General features: G+C 44.9%; 25 protein-coding genes. 15 read left to right on the top strand and 10 right to left on the bottom strand.

Annotation, left to right across the window (positions count from 1 at the left end):
• Positions 1 to 109 precede the first annotated feature (109 nt).
• Positions 110 to 1,156 (top strand): NAD(P)H-dependent flavin oxidoreductase, encoded by a 1,047-nt coding sequence (locus DVY93_RS09060; protein WP_230710430.1) that lies wholly within the window; start codon positions 110 to 112, stop codon positions 1,154 to 1,156.
• A gap of 1 nt (position 1,157) precedes the next feature.
• Here DVY93_RS09060 and DVY93_RS09055 read toward each other — a convergent pair whose 3' ends face one another.
• Together DVY93_RS09055 and DVY93_RS09050 are read right to left on the bottom strand one after the other, a co-directional pair.
• Positions 1,158 to 2,108, bottom strand: a complete 951-nt coding sequence (locus tag DVY93_RS09055; RefSeq protein WP_230710429.1) for an alpha/beta fold hydrolase — start codon at positions 2,106 to 2,108, stop codon at positions 1,158 to 1,160.
• 80 nt (positions 2,109 to 2,188) lie between these two features.
• The gene (locus DVY93_RS09050; protein WP_230710427.1) at positions 2,189 to 2,899 is read right to left on the bottom strand and encodes an aspartate/glutamate racemase family protein; all 711 of its coding nucleotides are present in this window, start codon (positions 2,897 to 2,899) and stop codon (positions 2,189 to 2,191) included.
• Between the two features lie 85 nt (positions 2,900 to 2,984).
• Here DVY93_RS09050 and DVY93_RS09045 point away from each other — a divergent pair, with 85 nt between their 5' ends.
• The 7 genes from DVY93_RS09045 (at position 2,985) to DVY93_RS09015 (ending at position 8,794) form a co-directional block, all read left to right on the top strand.
• Positions 2,985 to 3,137: a hypothetical protein gene (locus tag DVY93_RS09045; protein WP_230710425.1), complete on the top strand. Its 153-nt coding sequence runs from the start codon at positions 2,985 to 2,987 to the stop codon at positions 3,135 to 3,137.
• Positions 3,138 to 3,166: 29 nt separating this feature from the next.
• On the top strand, positions 3,167 to 3,421 hold the full coding sequence (locus DVY93_RS09040) for a DUF2798 domain-containing protein (RefSeq protein WP_193006406.1): 255 nt from the start codon (positions 3,167 to 3,169) through the stop codon (positions 3,419 to 3,421).
• A gap of 82 nt (positions 3,422 to 3,503) precedes the next feature.
• Positions 3,504 to 4,619, top strand: coding sequence for a DUF2157 domain-containing protein (locus tag DVY93_RS09035; RefSeq protein ID WP_230710423.1), 1,116 nt, complete (start codon positions 3,504 to 3,506; stop codon positions 4,617 to 4,619).
• Positions 4,612 to 5,823, top strand: coding sequence for a DUF4401 domain-containing protein (locus tag DVY93_RS09030; RefSeq protein WP_230710421.1), 1,212 nt, complete (start codon positions 4,612 to 4,614; stop codon positions 5,821 to 5,823). Before DVY93_RS09035 ends, DVY93_RS09030 begins: the two co-directional genes overlap by 8 nt.
• On the top strand, positions 5,820 to 6,443 hold the full coding sequence (locus DVY93_RS09025; protein WP_230710419.1) for a GDYXXLXY domain-containing protein: 624 nt from the start codon (positions 5,820 to 5,822) through the stop codon (positions 6,441 to 6,443). Before DVY93_RS09030 ends, DVY93_RS09025 begins: the two co-directional genes overlap by 4 nt.
• Positions 6,444 to 6,623: 180 nt before the next feature.
• Positions 6,624 to 7,601, top strand: coding sequence for a zinc-binding dehydrogenase (locus DVY93_RS09020; protein ID WP_230710417.1), 978 nt, complete (start codon positions 6,624 to 6,626; stop codon positions 7,599 to 7,601).
• Between the two features lie 176 nt (positions 7,602 to 7,777).
• A complete protein-coding gene (locus DVY93_RS09015) occupies positions 7,778 to 8,794 on the top strand; it encodes a YhdH/YhfP family quinone oxidoreductase (RefSeq protein WP_230710416.1) in 1,017 nt (338 codons plus the stop codon).
• 126 nt (positions 8,795 to 8,920) lie between these two features.
• Here DVY93_RS09015 and DVY93_RS09010 read toward each other — a convergent pair whose 3' ends face one another.
• On the bottom strand, positions 8,921 to 9,946 hold the full coding sequence (locus DVY93_RS09010) for a hypothetical protein (protein ID WP_230710414.1): 1,026 nt from the start codon (positions 9,944 to 9,946) through the stop codon (positions 8,921 to 8,923).
• 268 nt (positions 9,947 to 10,214) lie between these two features.
• Positions 10,215 to 11,819, bottom strand: coding sequence for a glutamine-hydrolyzing GMP synthase (gene guaA / locus DVY93_RS09005; protein ID WP_193006415.1), 1,605 nt, complete (start codon positions 11,817 to 11,819; stop codon positions 10,215 to 10,217).
• Between the two features lie 264 nt (positions 11,820 to 12,083).
• Here guaA and DVY93_RS09000 point away from each other — a divergent pair, with 264 nt between their 5' ends.
• Entirely contained in the window at positions 12,084 to 12,578 is a 495-nt protein-coding gene (locus DVY93_RS09000; RefSeq protein ID WP_230710412.1) for a cupin domain-containing protein, read from the top strand.
• A gap of 103 nt (positions 12,579 to 12,681) precedes the next feature.
• Here DVY93_RS09000 and DVY93_RS08995 read toward each other — a convergent pair whose 3' ends face one another.
• The gene (locus tag DVY93_RS08995) at positions 12,682 to 13,485 is read right to left on the bottom strand and encodes a crotonase/enoyl-CoA hydratase family protein (RefSeq protein ID WP_230710410.1); all 804 of its coding nucleotides are present in this window, start codon (positions 13,483 to 13,485) and stop codon (positions 12,682 to 12,684) included.
• A gap of 189 nt (positions 13,486 to 13,674) precedes the next feature.
• On the opposite strand from DVY93_RS08995, the gene DVY93_RS08990 reads away from it, so the two are divergent.
• Together DVY93_RS08990 and rlmF are read left to right on the top strand one after the other, a co-directional pair.
• The gene (locus tag DVY93_RS08990) at positions 13,675 to 14,469 is read left to right on the top strand and encodes a LysE family translocator (RefSeq protein ID WP_230710408.1); all 795 of its coding nucleotides are present in this window, start codon (positions 13,675 to 13,677) and stop codon (positions 14,467 to 14,469) included.
• 65 nt (positions 14,470 to 14,534) lie between these two features.
• On the top strand, positions 14,535 to 15,560 hold the full coding sequence (gene rlmF, locus DVY93_RS08985; protein ID WP_230710406.1) for a 23S rRNA (adenine(1618)-N(6))-methyltransferase RlmF: 1,026 nt from the start codon (positions 14,535 to 14,537) through the stop codon (positions 15,558 to 15,560).
• 105 nt (positions 15,561 to 15,665) lie between these two features.
• Here rlmF and DVY93_RS08980 read toward each other — a convergent pair whose 3' ends face one another.
• The gene (locus DVY93_RS08980; RefSeq protein ID WP_230710405.1) at positions 15,666 to 16,262 is read right to left on the bottom strand and encodes a manganese efflux pump MntP; all 597 of its coding nucleotides are present in this window, start codon (positions 16,260 to 16,262) and stop codon (positions 15,666 to 15,668) included.
• 127 nt (positions 16,263 to 16,389) lie between these two features.
• Positions 16,390 to 18,945: a DNA topoisomerase (ATP-hydrolyzing) subunit B gene (gene gyrB, locus DVY93_RS08975; protein ID WP_404672100.1), complete on the bottom strand. Its 2,556-nt coding sequence runs from the start codon at positions 18,943 to 18,945 to the stop codon at positions 16,390 to 16,392.
• A 451-nt stretch (positions 18,946 to 19,396) separates the two neighbouring features.
• On the opposite strand from gyrB, the gene DVY93_RS08970 reads away from it, so the two are divergent.
• A complete protein-coding gene (locus DVY93_RS08970) occupies positions 19,397 to 19,540 on the top strand; it encodes a hypothetical protein (RefSeq protein ID WP_230710404.1) in 144 nt (47 codons plus the stop codon).
• Here the strand turns inward: DVY93_RS08970 and recF are convergent.
• The 3 genes from recF to dnaA form a co-directional block, all read right to left on the bottom strand.
• Complete coding sequence (gene recF / locus DVY93_RS08965) at positions 19,522 to 20,727, bottom strand: DNA replication/repair protein RecF (protein WP_230710403.1); 1,206 nt, start codon at positions 20,725 to 20,727, stop codon at positions 19,522 to 19,524. The two genes, DVY93_RS08970 and recF, sit on opposite strands and share 19 nt — an antisense overlap.
• Positions 20,728 to 20,888: 161 nt before the next feature.
• Positions 20,889 to 22,064 (bottom strand): DNA polymerase III subunit beta, encoded by a 1,176-nt coding sequence (dnaN, locus tag DVY93_RS08960; protein ID WP_230710402.1) that lies wholly within the window; start codon positions 22,062 to 22,064, stop codon positions 20,889 to 20,891.
• 172 nt (positions 22,065 to 22,236) lie between these two features.
• The gene (gene dnaA, locus DVY93_RS08955) at positions 22,237 to 23,682 is read right to left on the bottom strand and encodes a chromosomal replication initiator protein DnaA (protein WP_230710401.1); all 1,446 of its coding nucleotides are present in this window, start codon (positions 23,680 to 23,682) and stop codon (positions 22,237 to 22,239) included.
• 592 nt (positions 23,683 to 24,274) lie between these two features.
• Between dnaA and rpmH the strand changes: the two genes are divergently transcribed.
• The 3 genes from rpmH (at position 24,275) to yidD (ending at position 25,360) form a co-directional block, all read left to right on the top strand.
• Entirely contained in the window at positions 24,275 to 24,409 is a 135-nt protein-coding gene (gene rpmH / locus DVY93_RS08950; RefSeq protein ID WP_007394757.1) for a 50S ribosomal protein L34, read from the top strand.
• Positions 24,410 to 24,606: 197 nt separating this feature from the next.
• Complete coding sequence (gene rnpA, locus DVY93_RS08945; protein WP_230710400.1) at positions 24,607 to 24,978, top strand: ribonuclease P protein component; 372 nt, start codon at positions 24,607 to 24,609, stop codon at positions 24,976 to 24,978.
• A 1-nt stretch (position 24,979) separates the two neighbouring features.
• Positions 24,980 to 25,360: a membrane protein insertion efficiency factor YidD gene (gene yidD, locus DVY93_RS08940; protein WP_230710399.1), complete on the top strand. Its 381-nt coding sequence runs from the start codon at positions 24,980 to 24,982 to the stop codon at positions 25,358 to 25,360.
• Positions 25,361 to 25,369 lie beyond the last annotated feature (9 nt).

The following is a 25,369-nucleotide window of genomic DNA, read 5'->3' as shown; positions in this document are numbered from 1 at the left end:
GCCACAACCTACCTCTCTATTTAGCAACTAAATAAACACTATCCAACACGCGCTCTGCCTTCCTCTGCTACAGTAAGTCATGCAAATATCCTAATAAAAAGGATCTATCATGACCTTACTTAATACGCTTAACCTAACCTACCCCATAGTTCAAGCCCCAATGGCAGGCGGTGCCACCACGCCTGAACTGATCTCGTGTGTTAGTAATTTTGGCGGACTGGGATCGTTGGGTGCTGGCATGACCGCGCCAGACGTTTTAAACAGCCAAATCAATACGATTAAAAGTCTGACCAACCGCCCCTTCATGGTCAATCTGATGGTGTTGTCTGAGTATGAGTCGAGCACCTTTGATACAGAGATGCCCGCTTGGCTAAGCCAGTACTATCAGGACAATAATATCGAGGTGGCGTTACCTGAGCGCCCCGCGCAAAATTTTGCAGATCAGCTACAAGTGCTTTATGACAATCCTGTACCGGTCGCCAGTTTTACCTTTGGCATTATCAGCGCTGAGCAAGTTCAGCGGTTGCAACGTCTAGGAACGCGCGTCATCGGTACGGCCAATCATCCATTGGAAGCCAAAGCATGGAGCGAGATTGGAGTAGATGCAGTATGTGTACAAGGTGCAGAGGCAGGCGGTCATCGTGGCGGCTGGTTACCACAAAGCGAAACCGATCCTTTGGGATTATTGACGCTGATTGGCCAAACGCGCGCTTGTACCGATATTCCGTTGATTGCAGCGGGTGGCATTATGACGTCACAGGATATCAGAGCAGTACAAACAGCAGGTGCTGAACTTGCGCAAATGGGAACGGTGTTTTTAACCACAGATAAATGCGGTATTAACGACACGTATAAGAAAGCGCTACTCGATGTCAGTGAAGGGGCGCGTAGTAGCGAGACGCGCTTAACTCGCCTGTTTTCCGGCAAGCTTGCACGCGGTTTGTTAAACAATTATTTGCAAGATTTTGCACAATTTGAGAGCGAGCAGAACCTACCGCCCTACCCACAATTGAATGCCATGACCAAGTTTTTGCGGGCGGATGCGACCAAGCGTTTGGACGCAGAACACCAGTCTTTGTGGGCAGGACAAGGCGTCGCTTTGGTTAGAGATGAGGATACAACGACATTGCTAAAGCGCCTTATAAAAGAATTATAGCTTACTTATCTTTAAGCCCTGCCCGAAACCTTTTATAATCTTCCGCCGTCTGATCTACTGCTTCTACCATCGGTATGTGGCCAACCTTAGGCATCGTAATGACCTTCGCTTGCGGCATTAATTTTTTCATTACCACTGCTGTCTCAGGCTTTATAATTTTGTCCTCAGCGCCCCAAACGACAAGCGTTGGAATATTGTGTTGAGCAATGCCTTTGGCGCGTGCCTCCACATTGTCTTCCGTGATCTGCTTAAGGATGTTGGCATGCAGCTCTCGGTTGGCAATGTTGCTCTGAGCAAAGACGGCTTGCACGGTTTTGGGAATATAGGGCGGGTCGTACATGACCAAATCATATAAGGCAAAATAGTCATCCGCATTCTTGACCAACAGCGGGCTATCTTCAAGACTACCATCGCCAAACCTGTCTTCTGGAAACCCTGCTGACCAAAAGCCACCACTGTCGAGTAACCACAAGCTTTTGACGCTATCAGGGTACATGGCTGCGTAGGCAACACTGATACCGCCGCCCATCGAGTTACCGCCTAGGTGGACACCACCAGCCAAGCCTTTAGCTTGCATGAGCTCGTGCATACGCTGCGCTTGGGCATCCGTACGGTAGTCGGCTTGCTGCGGCTTACTCGACTCGCCAAAGCCCAACAAGTCAGGAATGATTAAATGATAATCTCCCAATTCTTTAGCAATACGGGTAAAGTTGTCTTTGTTCGCCCCAAAGCCATGGATCAATAACAAAGGCTCACCATTTAAGTTACCGCCTTCTAGATAGGTCATGGTATCGCCAGACGCCAGCGTAAATACCTTTTTTTCAAGGTCGGCTTTATTTCGCTCATACTGTACGAGCTTTTGGGCGGTGTTGACTGTCACGGTATTGGGTGTGGTACATCCTACGACCGAAGCCAATAGTAATGCGGTGATACTGGCGCGCAATAATGTCATCAAAATCTCCTTATTCATCATAGACAAAAAGCTTATCGCAATTTTTAACTCGCCATAAAACTATAGCGGATAACGACCCATTAATCTTTATTTAATAAGAACGCGACAGCCGCTTTTGCATGAATAGCCGTGGTATCAAAAACGGGTATCGGACTGTCCGCTTGCGTGATCAGTAGGCCAATCTCTGTACAGCCCAGTATCACGCCTTCAGCGCCTTGCTCAGCAAGGGCTTTGATGACATCGACGTAATAGTGACGCGAACTGTCTTTTATTTGCCCTTGGCACAGCTCCTCGTAGATAATGCGATGTACTTCTGCTCGTGCCTCCTCTTCTGGTATCAGTACTTGCAAGCCTGCATCCATCAGATGCTGCTTATAGAAGTCTTGCGTCATGGTAAATTGGGTGCCGAGTAAGGCAATCTTGGTCAGGTTTTGTTCTTTGATGGCATTAGCAGTCGCCTCAGCAATATGAATTATTGGCAGATCGGTCGCCTCTTGTACATCATCTGCAACTTTATGCATGGTATTGGTCGCGATTAACAGTCCTTTCGCGCCAGCCGCTTGCAAGCGTGTGCTACTACTTGCCATGATGTTACCCAACTCATCCCATGCGCCTTGCGCTTGTAACGCACCGATTGGCGCAAAGTCCACACTATGAATGAGTAGGTCTGCTGAATGTAGACCGCCAAGCTCAGCCTTGACCTCTTCATTAATCAGGCGGTAATAGCTTTGGGTACTCTCCCAGCTCATACCCCCTATAATGCCCAGTGTGTTTTGATGATGATTTGGCATATGTACCCTTAGCATTTGTTGATTTTTTAGTACGGTAGACTCAGTTTTTTAGCATACTTTTTTTATAGAAGCATGACAATATAATATGGTAAAGGCCAAAGTTAGTAATAACGATTTTACCCGCTTATCATCACAAGGTATCATGAGCGCTACTAGCCAACCATCTCCTGACTCACGAGCATTTATCCGCTCACCATTATCTGCATTCATACGTGCCAGCATTATCCGCTGCGCGTAGCGATCGCCCTGTAGGACACCCTTAATATTATGGCCAAACTCCCTCTCATCAGAATACGCATACGGCGCAAGTACTACCGCCTTATTTTTACCGGTCTTATGGCATTGATGATGTCTTTGATTATCTCGTCAGCGTTACTACTGGTCAAAGTCGGCTACGTCGATGGCTTCTTTACCGAGCTTTTGCACTCCTGGGGTCTGGCCTTTATTTTTGCGTGGCCAAGTGCTTATGTCTGTGCCTATATGGTGCAAGAGCATGTGCTCAGTCACATTGAGTTTTATTAAGTAAGCACAGCCCGCAAGTGATATCACTACCTCATAAAAACCGCTAAGATAGTCTGCAAACTGTTCTTAATGAGAGAGTGCTATGAGTCAACCAAAGCGCACTATTGAGCATTTACTAAAACACGGCGCGCTCCCCATCAGCCGCGTCGATGCAGCGGCTACCCACCTTGGAATCTATCCCACTAAGCAGACATGGCTGGCGTTTTTTGATAAAGCGCTGCTGATTATTGGCGCGGTAGCACTGGTCCTGTCTCTTGTTTTCTTTATCGCCTACAACTGGCAAAACATGGGCAAGATGGGTAAATTTGCTTTGGTTGAAGGGGCGTTGGTCATCACCATCGCTCTCTATGTTGGACTTCATTTTACAAGACGGTTTAGACAACGATTCCAGCTCATTCGCCAGTTATTACTACTCATCGCCAGTATTATTACTGGCAGCTTATTGGCTTTATTTGGGCAAATTTATCAGACGGGCGCAGATACTTGGCAGTTATTTTTCACATGGGCCTTATTGATTACGCCATGGGTCATGATCGCGCGTTTTCCTGCGCTGTGGCTACTGTGGTTGGGGCTTATTAATACCTGCTTAATGCTGTACTTCGATGTCACCAACCTGCCGTTTATCGACGATGGCTTGCAACATTACTTTCAGGTAGCGATCCTGTCGCTATTGAACCTTATCGCCTTATCCGGCTGGCTCAGCGTTTTTGATCATCAGCGCGCCACTTTTTCTAGTCATCCTTTTGATACTACGACTCACAATAGTAACGCGGCTATTAGCATAACAAGTGTGCAAAAAGCATCCAGCTTACACTGGAGTACGTATGTCGTCGGTTTCTTGAGCACCTGCTTTGTGACGTATCTTGCCACCATCAGTGCCTTTGACGATGGTCCTATTTTTGTCACGCTGATGTCGATCACACTATGGTTAGGCTGGTGCGGGTTGATGCTTTGGCATTTTTATCAGCGCCGCGTGGATTTACTCATGCTCACTTATCTGGCGTTTTCTCTTATTACTGGGGTGATGGTTTGGGTAGGACGATGGCTGTTGGACGATTCTAACGCTGCTGGCTACTTAATATTAGCGCTGCTGCTGATTGGGATGAGTTCAGCCGCAGTGATATGGCTACGCAACGCTGCGCACTTAGATAGGGGCAATAAAACCCAGCCAGTCAGAAGAGGCGCAGACGATGAATGAAAAGATGAATAAAGAGAGGCAAGTACTGGCTGAGCTAAAAAACCTTGGTGTCATTGATCGCAACTTGTCTGATGCCAATGAAATGAGCGCAGATATAGGCAGCAGTAAAAGCTCTCATGACGATCCTTGGTTCTTACAGGTATTTTTTGGCTTTAGTGGCGTCTTGGCGAGTTTGTTTTTCATTGGGTTTTTATCACTCATATTATGGGAAACCAATGTCTTTGACAGTACGCTCGGTACATTTGTTATCGGCCTATTACTGAGTGTCGCAGGATTGGGGTTATTTAAAAACAAGCATATGCGCCGCCACAGTTTTTGGGCCAGTTTAGCCTTTGCCATCAGCGCTGCGGGTCAGTTATACCTCATTTTTGCATGGTTGGACGCCGACATAGACCAGCCTCTGAGTGTCTGGCTGTTTTTGCTGTTTCAGAGCGCGGTGACCATCATGATACCAAACTTCGTGTATCGTTTGTTAAGTAGTATGGCCGCACTGGGCAGTATGGTCTATCTGCTTAATTATTATCAGCTGACCGAGGTCAGTTTGGCGCTACTGGCACTGATTACTGTTGGGGCCAATCTACAACGTTATACGCTATTGCGTTACGCTCCTAGCAAGTGGCGCTTAAGTGTTTTTGAGGTCAGTAAAGCGCTCATGTATGCCAGTGCGTTGACACTGCTTATCTTCTCAGTCTATGTGGTGGCGGGCGAGTCCAGATCCTTCTTGGTAAACAGCGATGAGGCATTTCACTATAACTACCTCGTCGCACAAGGACTGCTGGTAGCGACTAGTCTATATGCGGTCTACCTTATTCTTAAACGTTACGATGTCAAACTATGGTCAAAACATGGCGTTATCGCAGTCTGCGCCACCATCGTTCTTGGCATAACGTCGATTTATGTCTCAGGCTTACTGGCCACCAGTTTGCTTATCATGATCGCCATAGCCAACAGTCAACGCACCTTATTAGGCCTCAGCGTTTTTGCCTTGGTTTGCTACGTGTTTTGGTATTACTATCAGCTCGATACCTCCTTACTCGTTAAGTCCGGCTCGATGCTCATCATCGGCATCGTCCTGTTGCTACTGCGCCAGCTCATCATCAAACGATATTTCATGGACAATCTCACTGCTCCTGTTGCTGATGATCTTACCAGTCATACAAAGCCACCAAGCAGCGTCACCAATAGTCAGGAGCGCCAGCCATGACAGACAATATCTTGACTAAACGTGCGTCTAAGCCAACTTCCACGCCCCCCACTCATTGGAGCCAAAAACGTGCCTTCACCATTGCCATTGTTCTATCTGGACTAATTATTGTCTTAATCGTCATGGCGCTTAGTGTGGTGAAATATGAGACGCATCTTATGACTGGCGATACGGTGTTATTAGAGCTCGCCCCTGTAGATCCGCGTGGCTTTATGCAAGGGGATTATATGACGCTTCGTTATGACTTGGAGCGTGATATTTTGGAGAGACTGGCGACAGCTAGTGACCGCGACAAACCCTCTGATGGCTATGTGATAGTCGCCTTAGATGAACACAACGTTGGCCACTTTGTGCGCTTGGCTGACAGCCATCAGCCTGCCACTTTAGCTCATAATGAGAAGGCCATTCATTACCGTAGGCGTCATAGCTCGATACAGATTGCGACCAACGCTTACTTCTTTCAAGAAGGGAATGCCGAGGCTTTTGAGGCAGCAGAATACGGTGTGTTTCGTCTCAACGATAATGGTGATCCGCTACTGGCAAGTCTGGCCAACGAAGCGTTTGAAGTGATAGAGCCAAAAGAGCGAAGTAAAACGCCATTGGATAGCCCACCCGACTAGACGATGACGAGGTGGTGGCGAGAAGTCACGGATAACCTTACTTAACCAAACAAGTACTGATAACGATAAGGTGGTCTTGCTACTGTGGTGATCGAATTGTACGCTTCTCTACGGAGCGTTGATTGCCAATAACCTAATAACTAAAGTACGATTACTCAAAAATAAATAAAGGAAATTAATATGCGTAGTGCCACTTATAACACCTTTGGTAAACCCACTGAAGTACTGAGCTTAGGCGATAGCCCTGTCCCCGAGCCAAAAGCGGATGAAGTCCGTGTCAAAACCATACTGGCCTCTATTCACAATCATGACCTGCTGACCATACGCGGACAGTATGGCTTTAAGCCTGAGCTGCCAGCAATCGGCGGTAGCGAAGCGGTTGGGATTGTCGATGCCATCGGCGATGATGTCAAAAACGTCAAAGTCGGTCAGCGCGTCGCTGCTGCTAGTGTACAGGCCACATGGGCGGAGTACTTCGTCGCCGCAGAAGACATGGTGTTCGCCGTTCCTGATGACTTAGAGGACGAAATAGCCGCCCAGCTTATCGCCATGCCCCTTAGCGCCTTGATGGTGATCGAATTTTTAGAACTAAAAAGCGGGCAATGGGTTATCCATAATGCGGCCAATGGGGCGGTCGGTACCTCACTCGCCATGCTGGCCGCAGCGCGCGGTATCAACACCATCAACGTCGTCCGTAGTGCCGATGCGGTAGAGGAATTAGAAGCGCTCGATATCAAAAACAACATCAACTCATCAGATGAGGACTGGAAAGACCAAGTCCGTAAAATCATTGGCGACGATGAAATCAGCGGCGCGATTGACTCTGTCGGCGGCGAGTCCAGCAACGACTTGCTATCGTTACTGGGGCATGGCGGCACATTGGCATCATTTGGTATTATGTCAGGGCAACCAATGGCGCTCGACCCAACCAATATCATCTTTAAACAAGTGACGATCAAAGGCTTTTGGGGCAGTAAAATCAGTCAAGAAATGAGCGTTGAAAACAAACAGCGTTTGATTGATGAGCTGATCGAACGCGCGACCAACGGCAACCTCAAACTGCCGGTTGAAGCGACTTTTGATTTGGCTGATATCAAAAAAGCGGTCGATGGCAAATTGCAGTCAAACAAAAACGGCAAGGTATTGCTTAAGCCTTAATAGGTAATGCACCCTCACATTGATGGCTAAACCCGTCACCTCAAAACACAGATAAAAGCCCATTCGTATTAATATAACAATACAGTGGGCTTTTTTTGTTTTAATGATATAGGTAAGTCATTAATAGTGACCGCCAATAATGTCTATCAATAATAATGTTTAATAAGGATATAACCATGTCTAACAACACAGCATCAAACACCACGTTTAAAGCCTTGGTCGTCGAAGAGACCAGCGACGGTGAATTTAAAAAAAGTATCAAAGAACGCAGTGTCAGTGACTTGCCAGACAATGACCTGCTAATCAAGGTGCATTATTCATCGCTCAACTATAAAGATGCGATGTCGGCTTCGGGTAATAAAAGAATCACCAAACACTATCCGCACACCCCCGGTATTGATGCTGCTGGTGTCGTCGTCAGCGACAAATCCGGCACCTTTGCCGAAGGTCAAAAGGTGGTGGTATTTGGTTATGATCTGGGTATGGATACGCCGGGTGGCCTAGGGCAAATGATTTCTATACCTGCCGACTGGGCCATAGAATGCCCAGAGTCCTTGACGCTAAAAGAAGCTATGATCTATGGTACTGGCGGCTTAACGGCAGCCTTAAGCGTGCAAAAATTAGAAAAAATGGGCGCAAAACCAAGTGATGGTGAGGTCGCTGTCACAGGTGCAACGGGCGGCGTCGGTAGCATTAGTATCGCTATTTTAAAGCAGCTGGGCTATGACGTCATCGCCTTCTCAGGTAAACCTGAACAAAGCGAGCATCTAAAAGAGCTTGGCGCAAGCGAGGTGCGTCATCGCGACACCATCAATGAGATCGGTAGCAAACCTATCGGCCGTGAGCTGTGGGCCAATGCCATCGATACGGTAGGCGGCGATTATCTAGCAAACTTGCTCAAACAAACCAAAGCTGGCGGCGCGGTCACCAGTTGCGGGCTGGCGGCATCACCTGAGCTCTCGATGACGGTAATACCTTTTATCACTAGAGCGGTGTCCCTGCTCGGTATCGACTCGGTCTATATTCCATTGACGGACAAAAAGGCTATCTGGGAGCGTGTCGCCACCGACATGAAACTGCCCAATCTTGAAAGCTATGGCGAAGAAATTACGCTTGAGCAAACACCAGAGTATTTAGATAGATTTATCGCGGGCAAAACTGTGGGGCGCTATGTGGTAAATGTGAAAGGTTAGGGTTTTAGCTTGAAGACCTAGTTTTGTAGAGAATGGCAGCGCTCTTTTTGGAATGCTGCCTTTGCTTTTTTATGAAGGCTATTTGAATAAATAGAATCAATATTTATTTAAAGTGACTCTCACCTTCTACCAGCCTAGAGACTTAGCTAAGAACATTAAAAATCCACCTACAACAAGACTATCGATCATTGCCGATGGGTTCGGTCGATAGACATTACTAATATAAGATAGTTTCTCTTTTGACCTTTCAACAAAAATAAAAGTATTCTTTGTTAGGTCTAACTTTTCATCTAAAACAACTTGCAGCCACATAAGTATAAATAGGCAGTTTAATATAATAGGGTAATAATAGACTTGATACAAACCGAGCAGAACAGTACGCTTTTCTTCGGAAAGCTCGTTAAAATCGTCTACTAAAGATAGTTCGTCACTTATTTCTGAGTCTAGTTCTACTATAGTTTCACTAAGATTCTCTTCTAAATCTGGAGTGCTATCTAAATCAATTCGCACCATATCTTCGAAAGGAAAGTTCTTTAGTCTAGTTATTGCTTTAAATGATTCAAGATTGTGTAGTGACTCAAACTGCTTAAAAACACCTGCGTACTCTGATGAGATGGAATTAGCTAAAGCTACTTGCGATTGTAGCTCTCTTGCAAGTTTAAAAGGTTCGCTTGCTTCAAATGAAGTACGCACTGCATCAAAAGCGCTTCTATATGGTTCTAATGAATCCCTAACAAGACTTACTGATGACATCATATTTTCATATACATTATTTCTTCCTATGCTTTGGATCAGGCTCTCTCTTACAGACATAAGACTATTATTATAGGCACTCATTCCTCTTGTCGTTTCAAGAAAATTATCTTGCAAAGCTGTGGCTTCTGGAATTCTCAACTGGGCACATCTTGCTAGCGCACTATGATCTACAACACCGATGGAAGCGAAATCTACTGGTTGAAAAGATTTGCTTGCGATATTTGCAATACTTGCAGCTGAATTAAGATATTCATACTGACTTGTTATTCCTAGTAGACTGTTTGATTTTTCAAGATGGTAAGATAATGGGTTCATTTGACTCTGAACTTTATCAAACATTTCACTCATTTCTAACATCGATGGTAGTTTGTGTTCTTTTTTAGGTTCTTCATTCATTTCCAAATTCCTTTTATTGAACCGTTTTTAATTGTCCAAAATCAATTTCAAAGATAGCATAATAGTTAATGAGACAGAGCACTAACCTTTACTTGTTTTCTACTTCTTTGGATAACCAAAAAAAACACCCAACCAAGTTGAGTGTTTTTTTATTTCGACAAGCTGTATATCAATTCAAAAAATCTGAGTAGCAAGGAAAACGAGTGATAGCACTACGTTAAGTAGGCTGAACGAGTTTGACGATGCTAATCAGATTTTTGGTTTGATACTATTCCCACTCAATAGTAGCAGGTGGCTTGCTCGATACATCATAAGTCACGCGTGAGACGTCTTTGATTTCATTCATGATGCGATTTGATACCGTCTCAATCAAATCATACGGCAGATGGGCAAAGCGTGCGGTCATAAAGTCAACAGTCTCAACCGCACGTAGCGCAATCACCCACGCATAGCGGCGGCCATCGCCGACCACGCCGACCGATTTGATCGGTTGGAATACCGCAAACGCTTGCGCGGTCTTGTCATACCAGCCTGAACGCTCAAGCTCTTGCATAAAGATGGCGTCGGCCAAACGTAGGATATCGGCATATTCTTTTTTTACTTCGCCCAAGATACGCACGCCCAAACCTGGACCTGGAAACGGATGACGATAGATCATTTTTTCTGGCAGACCCAAAGTGATACCCAATTTGCGTACTTCGTCTTTAAAGAGGTCACGTAACGGCTCCACCAACTCAAACGCCAAGTCATCCGGCAGACCGCCTACGTTGTGGTGGCTCTTAATGACGTGCGCCTTACCTTGATGCGACTTGGCAGATTCAATCACGTCAGGATAGATCGTACCCTGCGCCAAGAACTCAACGACTTTGCCATCGCTTTGCTCACTCACTTCACGCGCACTGTTGGCAAATACGTCGATAAAGGTTTTACCAATGATTTTACGTTTTTTCTCTGGATCAGACTCGCCCGCCAGCGCATCTAAGAACAAGTCTTCGGCATCGACACGAATGACTTTAACACCCATGTTTTCGGCAAATACTTGCATGACTTGATCGCCTTCATGCAGACGCAAGAGGCCATTATCAACGAACACACAAGTCAGCTGATCGCCAATGGCTTTATGCAAAATTGCTGCGACCACTGAACTGTCGACACCGCCTGATAGTCCTAGTAATACTTGTTTGTCACCGATTTGCTCTTTTAACTGCTCGACACGCATATCAATGATGTTGTCAGGCGTCCACTCACCTGCACACTCGCAGATCTGATGGACAAAACGGCTGAGCAACGCTTGCCCTTGCAAGGTATGCGTGACTTCTGGATGGAACTGTAGACCGTAATATTGCTTGTCATCATTGGCCATGATCGCAATTGGACAGCTTGGCGTACTGGCGACGATGTCGAAGCCTTTAGGGGCTTCTATTACTTTGTCGCCATGACTCATCCACACATTTAGCTTGGCTGACTGACCGTCAGTTTTGCTGTCTTCAATGCCTTCAGTCAGCTGCGAGTGACCATTTACTTCGATCGTCGCGGCACCAAACTCATGAATGTCACTGGCATGAACCTGTCCACCGAAACGATCCGCCATCGCTTGCATACCGTAGCAAATACCCAAGACTGGCACGCCCAAGTCAAACACCGCATCGTTGATACGTGGGCTGTCGTCTGCGTGCACACTCTCAGGGCCACCCGATAGGATGACGCCTTTTGCGCCAAAATCGATGATGCGCTGGCTGTCGATATCATAAGGGAACATTTCACAAAACACCCCAGAGTCGCGCACACGGCGGGCGATCAGCTGGCTGTATTGCGAGCCAAAATCGAGAATTAAAATGCGGTCTTCTTTGATTGCAGGCGTGGCAGTGGTCATAGATCGATATCCATCAATAGATAAATTGGTGCCCTATTTTAACAAGTTTAGACACGCTATTGGCTATTAGATGTTCAATTATTCACAGTTATGTATAAATATTTCATTTTTAGGAAGATAAGCGCGGAAAAAGAAGATCAAGCAGAATGAACGATAAGAGGGCGGAAAACTGCCAAATATTTTTTGTACATAATTCAATAAATACAACCAGATATTATTCGCTAGTATAAACAGCAGCTTATCATAAAATCATGGAGATAAATGATGTCCACACCCGACCAAAAGCCGCCTAAGGACACGCAGGCTTACGTTCTAACGAAGTCCGCCATAGACAATACCACCGAGACCAAACATATCCATCAATTCAATGAAAACGCCATTCGCCATACCGTCTCATTAAGTGACATCGTCGGTCTTACTAAATTTGGTTTGCACCTTGTGCGGGTTGAGGCAGGCGATGAGACGACGACGCATCACTATCATGAAGAGTCAGATGAGTTCATCTATATGTTGTCAGGTGAGCTATCACTGCGTTATGGCGATGAGCAATATCAATTAAGTGCTGGTGACTTTGTGGGCTTCCCTGCGCATGGCGCGCCGCACTCTATGCGTAATGATAGCGATAGCGACGCCACCTACCTGATGGGCGGCAATAGGCCACCGATTGATATGACGCTTTATCCGGACATCAAGCGTAAGATGTATAACATTCATGGCAAAAAAGAGTATGTGGGTTTTGAGGATTTGGGTGAGGTTTGAAAAGAGTGTTAGTTGCTAAATAAGCCCGTGTTAATGGTTGTTTTAAACAACTACCAACATGGGCTAACTAGGTGATTTACTTTTTCAAATGAACGACTAAGTATTATTTACCTTTAAACTCAGCCTCACGTCTCTCCACCATCGCCATCGCGCCCTCACGCGCATCTTCTGAATAAAACAAATCTGGCAGATAACTATGAATATTTGCCAGCGCCGCGCCGACGCCACTACGGCTGACATCTTGTGCGGACGACAGTAGGCTTTTTACACCAAGCGGAGCCGCTTGGCAGATTTCTTTGGCAATCGTGAGCGCTCGCTCATATTCGGTGCCGTTTTCTACCACTTCACTGACCAGATTGAGTCGATCTGCCGTCTGTGCGTCAAATGCTTTGCCTGTGAGCAGATACGGCATGGCTTTTTGCCAGCCTGCCGCTTGTACAAATCGGACGGTTGCCCCGCCAAACGGCATGATACCGCGCTGCACTTCTAATTGACCAAACGTGCAGTTGTCACTTGCGATGACCACGTCGCTATTTAGCATCAGCTCAATCCCAGCGGTAAAGCATGTGCCTTGCACCGCGACGACCACAGGTTTGCAGCGTAATTTACCGCTGATGCCCCACGGATCGATTTGGCTATCGTCAAACTCAAACGCGCCTTTGTCCCATTTGTCTTGTAGCTCCATCAGATCCAGACCGGCAGTGAAGTGCTCGCCATGGGCGAAGATGAGCGCACATCGTAGATGATCGTCGTTTTCGTAGTCAGTGAGCGCCTCGGATAACTGCTTAATCATATGGCTATCAAAGGCGTTGCGTTTGTCCGCGCGATTAAGTCCAATCAGACAAATATAGCCGTCGGTTTGATAGGTGATGCGATTGTCGATGTGTTGATTGTGGTCCGTGGTCATGACGTTATCCTTGTCGAAACTGGCGTTGTAAGAGCGTTATTAGAGGGGCAATTGCTATAAACTTATTTTTAGTAACGTGCTTTTAATATAATCATCCTTACACTAGAACACAAGCACTAACACCGCGCAGCACCATACCCATGATGGATAGCAGCGCACCTCATTATCAGTTGACCTTGCCCTTGATAAATGCAACTATTATTGAGCTTTATAGCGTTGCCATCCTCACTTGCTGGCACCATCGAACAATGGAATCACGGTCTTATGGAATTTTGGCACGGCTTTTTGCTTATCACCAGCGTTCACTTGCTTGCTGCCGCCTCACCTGGCCCTGATTTTGTCTTGGTATCGCAGCAAACCTTGGCAAAAGGTCGGCGCACTGGTCTAATTTGTAGCTTTGGCATTACTTTGGGCTTGGCTGTTCATATTATCTACTCGGTGTTGGGTCTGGCGACCATCATCGCCCATTCGCAGCCGCTATTGACCGCGATTAAATGGCTGGGCGGTGGATATCTGATTTATCTGGGTTGGCAAGGGATTGGGGCCAAACCCAAAAAGCCATCAGATTTAGCAAATTCAGCAGACTCGGCAAGGTCAGCTGTTAACGTTTCACAAGATGTGCTTACCCATCCAACCACGATTTCTAATAAAAACCTCTCTACCAAAAAACCATCTGAGAATACCGACTCAACTGCCGCTATTTTGCGTCGTGGCTTTTTTTGTAATGTCTTTAATCCAAAAGCGCCCGTGTATTTCGTCGCGATATTTACCCTCGTTCTCTCACCAGACATACCCCTTTGGCAGTTGGCCACCTATGGCGTATGGATGATGGTCTTGCAGATGGCATGGTTTAGTACGGTCGTCATGCTGCTCTCTATCCCAGCGATCCATCGCCGCTTCCAACGTTTTGAGCATTGGATAGACCGCGTCTTGGGATCAGCGATGATCGTATTGGGGTTAAATCTTATTTTACGTAGCCGATAAGCCGTTCGTTCCTTGTGAAATCTGCTAAACTGGTTGATTATATTCAGATATCAAAGCCCCACACTATGACAAGTAAGCCTTCAAACCAAAAACACAGAAACCGATCGCCATCTACGGCCAAAAAACTCGGCCAGCTGCATCCGCGCAACCCGCATCAAGGTCGCTATGACTTTGCGGTACTGACCCGCGCTTTGCCTGAGCTCGCTGACCATACCATCACCAATCCTAATGGCGAGCCGACGATCAACTTCTCTGATCATCAAGCGGTGCGTGTGCTTAACAAGGCGCTGCTCGCCCATTATTATGGCGTCAAATTTTGGGACATTCCCGAAGGCTACTTGTGTCCGCCTATCCCTGGGCGTGCCGATTATATTCACTATATCGCTGACTTGCTTGCCCAAACCAGCCACGTCAATGACGACAACACCCCACCAACAGGCAAAGAGCTCCATGCTCTCGATATTGGCACGGGGGCCAGTGCCATTTACCCTATTATCGGTAGCCAAAGCTACGGTTGGCGTTTTACGGCAAGCGATATCGATCCCGTTTCGGTCAATACGGCAGCGCTTATTTGTGACGCTAATCCAAAGCTCAAAAGCGCGGTAAAGGTAAAGCTGCAACCAGAACCCAAATTTATCTTTAAAAACATCATCGGTCGCCAAGATTACTTTGATGTGGTCGTTTGCAACCCTCCCTTTCACGCCTCGTTGGAAGAAGCCATGGAAGCCAACAGTCGTAAGCAGCATAACCTGCAACGACATCGTGGCAAAAATGAAAACGAAAAGATCAGTCGCCATTCCTCAAAAGAAGGCAATGCCGCACAAAACCTAAACTTTGGCGGTCAGCATAAAGAGCTGTGGAGTGAAGGCGGAGAAATTGCCTTTTTGACTAAGATGGCAAAAGAGAGTCAAAGCTTCGCAGAGCACGTTGGTTGGTTTACTACCCTTGTCTCCAAGTCTGAGAACGTAAAACCTTTGCAGCTTCTATTAAAGCAGCTTGATGTTGCCCAAATGCGCATTATTGAGATGAGTCAAGGTCAAAAAAACACACGTGTTTTAGCATGGCGTTTTAATACTGATGAAGACGCATAAACAGCCACAGTGTGGAATAAAGTTTCACGTGAAACAAAAAATCACCGCTTTACTAGCAAAGCGGTGATTTTTTATCGTAAAAATAAGTGACTGTAGTCAGGCCAATCAGCTAAAAAACATCACTTTTAAGCCGATAGCAATGAGTACCCACCCACCTAATGCTTCCGCTTTATCTTCTAACCACGTACCAGAGCGCCAGCCTAAATAAACCCCCAGCAGACCAAATAAAGCGGTGATCACGGCGATAATTAAACAGGCCAGCCACGCATTAAGCGCCAACAAATTAAGGGTAAAACCTGCGGCCATGGCATCGATACTAGTGGCGATCGCTAGGGTAAACATGGTTTTATGATTCACACTTTTATACCCGCTATTTTTTGCTAATACCTCCTCAGCAATGTCATCAATCTCTTCTTCATTATGACCAGCAAACACTTCATAAAGCATTTTGCCACCGAGTACGATAAGAATAATTCCGCCAATCCAAGGCGCTGCAGCGGCCAGCCAACCTAATAACACTGCTCCTAATAAATAACCAATAAGTGGCATGATGCCCTGCGCAATACCAAAATACAAAGCAGCATACATCGCCAAACGCAACACGTATTGAGAGGAATGTTTTTGCGACTTGGCACCCAGCCCGATTGCAACAGCAAACGCATCCATCGCTAAAGCAATAGCGAGTAACAGGACTTCTATCATTTTATTTTTCTCTTATCATAAGTAGCGTATTTTTTAGCGTTTCACGTGAAACAAAAATACCGCTTTGGAGGCCAAAGCGGTATTTTCTGTCATTAATTAAAAAGGATCGCATTTCTAATCATGGTATTTATATGTCTAAATTAGACACCGTCAATGCGTTTTCTTCAATAAAGATACGGCGCGGCTCAACATGATCCCCCATTAAGCAGGTAAACATATGATCTGCAGCGATGGCATCTTCAATATTGACCCGTAGCATACGGCGGTTTTCAGGATCCATCGTCGTATCCCAAAGCTGATCGGCGTTCATCTCCCCCAGCCCTTTATAGCGCTGAATCGCCAGACCACGACGGGCATCTAGCATCATTTGCTGCCATAAATAGTCAAAGTCGCGTATTGGGATATCTTTGGTAGTGCCAGCACTGGCTTCACGGCGGATAAAGGCATCATCTGCCAACAACGTGTTCCACTCAGCCGATAAGCGAAGTAACTTGCTGTATTCACCTGAATTAATAAAACTAGAGTCTAGCAAATAATGATGTGCCAGCTGATGCACGTATACAGTCACCCGCGGTAGCCACTGCGCTTTAGTCGACAACGCATCGCTATCAGACTCCGTCCTTTCTTCAGCCTCTAATGCTGGCGTCATACCCAATAAATCGGCGGCGGCAGCATCCATGTTTTTTGGCTGAGGCGCATGGATGTTCACCAACTCAATCTCAGGACTTAGCTCACTGCCTAAACGGTCAAGTTGAGTTTGCATGGCCTCTCTCCAACCTTGCATAGCCGCCTTGTCATAAGTCATGTCGGTACTAAGTTTTGGCGTATGGGTTAAGGCATCCAAAATCGTGGCCGGAAAACGGATCTGCAAACGTGCTTTGATCAGCTGCGTTTGGTTATAGTCATTTAGAAGCGTTTCAAGCGCTTGACCAGTGATAGCAGGTGCATCAGCACTGACATGCAGCTTAGTGTTATCAATCGTCGACGACAACAGATAAGCCTTAAGTGCCTCATCATCTTTTAGATACAGCTCTTGACGCCCTTTTTTCACCTTATACAAGGGTGGCTGAGCAATATAAACATAGCCCCGTTCGATAAGCTCAGGTGTTTGACGGAAAAAGAAGGTCAACAGCAGCGTACGAATGTGGGAGCCATCAACGTCCGCATCGGTCATGATAATGATTTTATGATAGCGTACTTTATCAGGGTTGTACTCATCAGGACCAATACCACAGCCAAGCGCGGTAATTAGGTTACCAACTTCAGCAGACGACAGCATTTTGTCAAAGCGGGCGCGTTCAACGTTAAGGATTTTACCTTTTAAGGGCAAAATCGCCTGCGTTTTACGGCTACGGCCTTGTTTGGCTGAGCCACCTGCAGAGTCCCCCTCCACAATGTACAGCTCTGACAGTGACGGATCTTTTTCTTGGCAATCAGCCAGTTTACCTGGCAAACCGGCGATATCTAGCGTGGTCTTACGGCGGGTCATCTCACGTGCTTTACGAGCCGCATCACGCGCTCGTGCAGCATCGATAATTTTATTGGCAATCGCTTTACCCGCACTTGGGTTCTCGAGTAGATAGTCATTAAACTTATCACTCATCGCCGATTCAACCGCAGATTTTACTTCGCTTGATACCAGCTTGTCTTTGGTTTGACTTGAAAACTTTGGATCAGGAACCTTAACAGAGACGATTGCCGTTAGGCCTTCACGGGCATCATCACCAGTCGCAGCGATCTTTTCTTTTTTGAATAAGTTTTCGCGATCCATATAGCTATTTAAGCCGCGCGTTAATGCTGAGCGGAAGCCTGATAGATGCGTACCACCATCGCGCTGCGGGATGTTATTAGTAAAACACAGAACTTTTTCGTTGTACGTGTCCGTCCACTGCAACGCCACTTCGACGCTGATACCCTCATCTTGGTCACTTGTGAAGTGGAACACGTCATTGATGCCATCTTTGCCCGCGTTGATATAACTGACAAACTCCGACAAACCACCTTTATGCTCAAACTCGTGACGCTTATCAATACGCTCATCGGTTAAAACAATACGCACGCCAGAGTTAAGAAACGATAGCTCACGTAGACGTTTGGCTAAAATATCGTACTCAAAGATAGTGCCTGTAAACACATCAGCACTTGGATAAAAGCGAATTTGTGTGCCCGTTTTATCCGTTGGTTCCATCTGCTGAATGTCAGCATCAGGCACGCCATCGGTGTAGGTTTGGTGGTAGTGATGGCCTTCACGCCAGATATTCATCTCAAGCTTTTTAGACAAAGCATTGACGACCGAAACCCCGACACCATGTAGGCCGCCTGACACTTTATAGCTATTGTCATCGAACTTACCGCCTGCATGCAGTACCGTCATGATAACCTGCGCGGCCGACACTCCCTCTTCTGGATGAATGTCGACAGGCACACCGCGGCCATTGTCCATCACGCTCACAGATTCATCTTCGTGGATGATGATATCAATCTGATCGCAATGACCAGCAAGCGCCTCATCGATAGAGTTGTCCACCACCTCAAAGACCATATGATGTAAGCCGGTACCATCATCCGTGTCACCGATGTACATACCAGGGCGCACGCGTACCGCTTCTAATCCGCGCAATACACGAATATCTTTGGAGCTATAATCAGAAGGTAAACTTTCAGGCACCACAGTTGAGGCCATAGTTTCAGTAGCACTGTCTGACATCAGTTGCTCGTGGTCGGTAGGTAATGAATCACTCATGTGCATTCCTTAATCTAGCCATAATCAGCCGTTTGTTATTGCCCCATCACTACGATGACGCCTTATAACGTTATTTTAGATTCAATTTTTATAACCAAAATCAATGATACGTCTCATTGACTAACACGATTCGCCAAAACTTCATAAAATGTGATAAAGACTTAAAAAAATATCAAGTCAGCGCTTTATCATTCCCGTACTCGCTTCTTTTTTTTAAAGATTATTAAAGCGAATACAACAAATAAAACACATATTTATCAGACACTTGCAAATCCATAGGCAATAAAAAACGTCTGTACAACGCTATCAAAAAACTTGCTGAAAACAGGACAAAAATAAAGCCTCATTTTAGCATTTTTTTGCCTTTAAGTCACTGTTTACTGAGCGTTTTATGGCGATTAAACCCGTGTCTAAAGAGAGTAAATATTCAGGAGAAAATGGTAAAACAGGTTGGAGTAGTATAGGTATTTTGGAGAGCGGAAAAAAAGAAACACCACGTTTAAAAACAGGGCATATTTACCCCATAGAGACTTGACCTTGTTTCACGTGAAACACGTGCGGATTTGACCATAATGCTCTTACCAAAGGTAAAACATCATCAGTCAAACTGGTCATAAATACCTGACACGGTAACTGAGACAGCGCTGATAACAGGATCTCTATAGCTCTCGCATCCAGCTCGGCAGTGATATCATCTAGCAACACCACGGGGGTTACTTGGGAGTTAAGGCCACTATTGGACAAATCGCTGCCTTCTTCCGTATGCAGTAGCAAGGGCAGCTGTGACAAGCGCAACGCGGTGATTAACAATTTTTTTTCACCGCGAGACAGCACATTAGCCGCCTGCTCTTTTAGCGTGGGCAACGGGCTACTCCCATCGGTTTCTATGATGGTATTTGCATGCTCGCTATTCGTTTGTACGGAATCGCTAGAGCGCCAATGAACATGAACATCGGCGCGATGATTGCCGATACGCGTGTATCCCAGCTGCAGATCCTGCTCTAAGCGCTCGTTAAGCTGCACATCAAGCGAAATACTGGTGTCGTAACCCGGATTGTAACTCAAACTTAATTGTTCAGCGTAGGCAGGCAATAGCTCAGCGACAGTGTCAGCAAAATAAGGCTGCCATGCTGCAAACACACGTTCACGGTAATGATGAATAAGCGCAGCATGGTTACTTAGCCCCTTATCCCATGACTTTAACTCAGCAAGCTGTATTTGGGACAAGTGGCGCGTCTTTTTTAACAGACTATTGCGTTGTTTTAGTAGGCGCTGATAGGCTACCCACTGTGGGTGAAACCCTTGTTTCATGTGAAACACTAGCCAATCTAATAGTTGCCGACGACTGGCACTCCCCTGCTCCAACATATCCATTGTCGAGGGGTCTACCAATAACGTGGGTAGTTGTTCAGTTAGGATGCTTTGGTTATAAACAGTGCTTTGATTAAGACGTAGGACCGTTGTAGCATCGGTTTGCTTTTGGATAGCCAAGGTACGGTTATCATTGAGTTTTGCATGCACGGTTGCGGAATTTTGATGGTGCTGAATGTAGCGTTTGGGCTGATGGTGACGAAAACTCTTACCTCTAGATAATAAGAATATAGCTTCAAGCAATGACGTTTTACCACTGCCATTTTCCCCAATAATGACGTTGCAAGCAGCAGACTGGAGGTTGGTTTGCGTCAAATTACGCAGATGGGAGATTTGTAGACGTTCAATCATAATACCGACAGCCGCCTATGGATGTTGCTGAAAAATTAGCGAACAAAAATTTATAAAAATAATAAGTCAGACAAAGATTGGAAGTTAAATCTGGATTGCAAAAACTGCTCTACAGCCTAACTCCCTGTCTTTAAAAAACAAAACGTACTATTTAAAAAACACTATATACGCATCGGCATGATGACATATTGATGGAACTCATCGTTCAGCTGATTGACCAATACCGAGGCATTTGATTGACTCATATGCATCTGTAAGTCGCCTTGGATGACACTTAGCACATCCTGTAAATAGGCGGCATTAAAAGACAGCTCCATCGGCTCACCTTGATACTTGGCTTGTATCATCTCGACCGCTTCATCTTGCTCGGCGTTATTTGCGCGGACTTCTACCATGCCGTCACTGGCAAAGTTGAACACCACACCGCGCGATTTTTCATTACTTAAAATGGCGACACGGCGTAGCACATCCGCCATTTTTTCTTGATTGAACAACGCGAGCTTATCAGTATTACTCGGCATCACGCGGCGGTAATCAGGGAACTTGCCATCAATCAGACGCGCTGTGAACGTAACCATCAAGTTTTGGTTCACCTGCCCTGCACTATCGACGTCGCCAAAAGGTAAGCTCACTTGTAAAAACTCACGGCCAAAGCTTAAGGTGACCTGATTGTCTTGCTCACCAAGCATTTTACCAAGTTCAGTAGCCAAACGCTCAAGCTCAATCACAGCCTTACGCGGCAAAATCGCCTGCATATTTAGATCAGCGCTCACATCGATAACACTGCGTGCCAAAGCCAAACGGTGGCCATCGGTAGCCACTGTCGTCAATTGCTGCTGTGAGACGTCAAACAACATACCGGTTAGATAGTAACGGACATCTTGGATTGCCATCGCAAACTGAGTCTTGTGAATCAAATCAATAAGACGACTACGACTGATGGTCAATGGCGTGATGTTTTCTGGGTTACCCAAACTTGGGTAATCTTCACTAGGCAAGGTTCCCAAAGTAAAGCGACTTTTGCCGCTGGTCAGTAAACAGCGCTCGTTTTGTTGAGTAGCAAGGTTGACCTGTGCTTGAGCAGGCAACGATTTACAGATGTCTTTTAACTTTGTTGCCGGTAATGTTGTGGTACCTGCTTCAATACAAGCACCAGCAGGCAGTTTTAACGTCGAGGTTAGCTCTACCTCTAGATCTGAGGCAGTCAAAATAAGTGCCGACTCAGACAGCTGTAGCTTGATATTGCCCAAAATAACCATATTGTGGCGCTTATCAGCCGCCTTCGCGATCAAGTTAATGGCTTTTAGTAACGACTCTCGATTAATCGATAATTGCATGCTTAGTTACTCTTATTATTAGTTACTCTTATTAAATGATTTTTTATAATATTAAAATATTGTCTCAATAATACCTTGTCTACTGCCTAGAATCCATTAGCTATCTGTGTGCTTATATTTGCAATATTATAAACCATATCATCTTACTACAACATAGGGACGCCGCGGCCTTCTAACCAGCTTGCAACATGAGGGCTAATGTTTTGTAGTCTTTGTCAAACGCTGGATCTGCGGCTCTTAGCTCATTAACTTTATCGCAAGCGTGCATCACTGTCGTGTGATCGCGTCCACCAAATGACTGTCCAATCTCAGGAAAGCTATCACCAGTCAGCTCTCTTGACAATGCCATTGCGATTTGACGTGGTCTTGCAATACTGCGCGTGCGTTTGCGTCCCATAATGTCTTTGACCGTCACGTCATAGTACTCTGCGACCATCTTACGAATATTATCCATATTTACCGCTTGGACACGCATCGCAACGATATCTTTTAGCGCATATTGCACCATCTCAAGGGTAATCTGTGCCCCAGTCAAGTTGGCATTTGCAAACACTTGATTGAGAGCCCCTTCTAAGCGTCTGACATTAGACACCACGTTTTGAGCAATAAATAGGGCACACTCTTTAGGCAAAACCATGCCGTATGAGGCCGCTTTTTTCTGTAAGATTTGTACACGAGTATCAATCTCAGGAGGATCGACAGCGACTGTTAACCCCCAAGAAAAACGTGACCGAAAGCGTTCGTCAAACTCAGTCATTTGTGACGGATGACGGTCAGACGCTAAAATCAGCTGTTTATCACCGCTTGTAAAATCTGCAAATAGTGTCAAAAACTCATTACTACTTTTGGTCTTACCTGCTAATACATGAATATCATCTACAATTAATAAATCTACTTTTTTAATTTTCTTTTTAAAATCTTCTATTTTATTATTTCTTAATGAATAAACCAATTGATTAATAAATTTTTCAGAAGTGAAATAATAAAAACTTTGATTATTTTTTAAATATCGGTGTGCTACTGAATGCATTAAATGCGTTTTTCCCAACCCAGAAGGACCATATATAAATAGAGGATTGTGTCGATTTTTTGATTGACGTTTACCAAGCTCATAACAGGCCTTGTAGGCTAGATTGTTAGATTTACCGGTAACAAACGTCTCAAAAGTGAAATCAGGGTTTAGATAGCTTAGCGATTTTGCATCAGCAGAATCGATTGACTCTGTGTGTCGCATATTGGCATCAATATCTGCTTTCGCATTGTTATGATGGATGGTTTCAAACTTATGATCTGGCGGGGTAGGGGAGGGCGTATCCTCCACAAACAAAGACCCTGACTGCATCTGGTTGGCACCATCCGTATTACGATCAGCGTTATCGACGCGGACGACGACCTCCTCGATACTCCCTTGGCTGTGCTTAGTAACCAATTGCTGAATGTCTTGCAAATGGTTTTTTTTAATGTAAGTTACAAAATAATCATTAGGGGCAAGTATGATAAGTGTTTGTGCTTCTTGGTGAGCTGATAATGGCCTTAACCACATGGTAAATACGTTGTCTTTGACGTTATATCGTAAGTCGTTTAGACATTTATCCCAAATGTTTGCTGTGTCAATCATGAAAAGTGCTAACCCTATAATCTAAAATAATAGATATGTCTCAACGGTATAAGAGGCTCATTAACCTCTGATGCCATCCATAATTCCTAAACCAAAATCAATGGCCGTGCAGGGAGCTAATCTAACACAATACCCCTGTGGATAACACCTTGTTTTTTGTGGATAAGACTGTGGATAGTTTTGGGGATAAGTTTATTACCTAGGTTATCCATATTTAATACACAGGTTATCCACAGGATTACCCATAGCGTAATATTATGATAATTAAAAGAAAGGAGGACTTAACCACAGAAAATATGGGTCCCAATAACAACAATATCTATATATATTAATCAATTAATTATTATAGTGTTTGAGGCAAACTGTGGATAACTACCAAAATTAAGAGCGGGTTAACAGTAAGTTCTAATCACTAGGTAATAAATTTATCAATCACAATGGTTTGGAATAATGGAGTTTTTCCAACAGGGCAGCCAAACAACAAAATGCTTCGATAGTAACGTAAGTCAAATTAGTTTATTGACCAAAAGCAGATGGAATGATATAATCCTCCGTTATTACGAATTTAGTCCATTATTTTGATAGGTGAGTTATGAAACGTACATTCCAACCAAGCGTGATCAAGCGTAAACGTACTCACGGTTTCCGTGCTCGTATGGCAACTAAAAAAGGCCGTCAGGTCTTAGCTCGTCGCCGCGCTAAAGGACGTCATCGTCTTACTGTATAATCAGTAGATTGCGCTAAGCATACCTAGTAATGCTTATTGCGTTGCTGGTATCTATAGATCACGATAGTCAATCATCAAAACTGACACGTAGCCATATATTAAAAGCGCCCAGATAGGCGCTTTTTTTGTCTCTGTATTTTGTGGCTATTCCTAAACTTGTTCTAAACTTGCCATTCGCTCTCATACTAGGTTGTAATATGCCCAATACTGTCTCAGACACACCTACCGCCCGCTTCACTAAAGAGCAGCGCTTACTCACACCAGCAGCGTTCCGTGAGGTGTTTGACGCACCTGAGCGTAAACTTCACCAGAGTCATTTGATGGCTTTTGTACGTGATAATACTCAAAATAAGCCGCGAGTAGGTATGGCGATTACCAAGCGTAAAGTCCCTACTGCGGTCGCACGAAATCTTATCAAACGTCAAATACGTGAGCAGTTCCGTACAAAAGCTTTTAAATTAGAAAACAAAGATATTGTTTTTATTGTTAAAAAATCTATAAAAGATTTAAATAACAAAGATTTAATAAATGAGATAAATAATATATTTAAAAAAATAGAAAAAATTTAATATGAATTTTATATTAAAAAATAAAAATAATTTTTTTAATAAAATTATATTATCTATTATTTGTTTTTATCAAAAAATAGTAAGCCCTATGCTACCGGCACGTTGCCGCTATTATCCAACTTGTTCGAATTATGGCAAACAAGCTTTAGCATGGCATGGGGTCCGGTCAGGCAGTTGGTTACTATTAAAACGTATCAGTAGGTGTCATCCACTAGGTGGACATGGCATCGACTTCGTACCGATCCCTTTGGCTTCTTATAGCTATCATTACGTACCCGCTATTTGTACGGAAAATATAAGTGCGCAAGGATTGGGTATTTATCGGGATAGTAGTAGCTATGTTTCACGTCTCAATCAGTTAATGACGACTGAGTCAAAATAACGGTAACAC

Origin of the sequence: Psychrobacter sp. CCUG 69069, assembly GCF_021023115.1 — a bacterium.
GTDB classification, from domain to species: domain Bacteria; phylum Pseudomonadota; class Gammaproteobacteria; order Pseudomonadales; family Moraxellaceae; genus Psychrobacter; species Psychrobacter namhaensis.
Note: the sequence above shows the minus strand (reverse complement) of the source record. Positions and strands in the feature narration are given on the sequence as shown.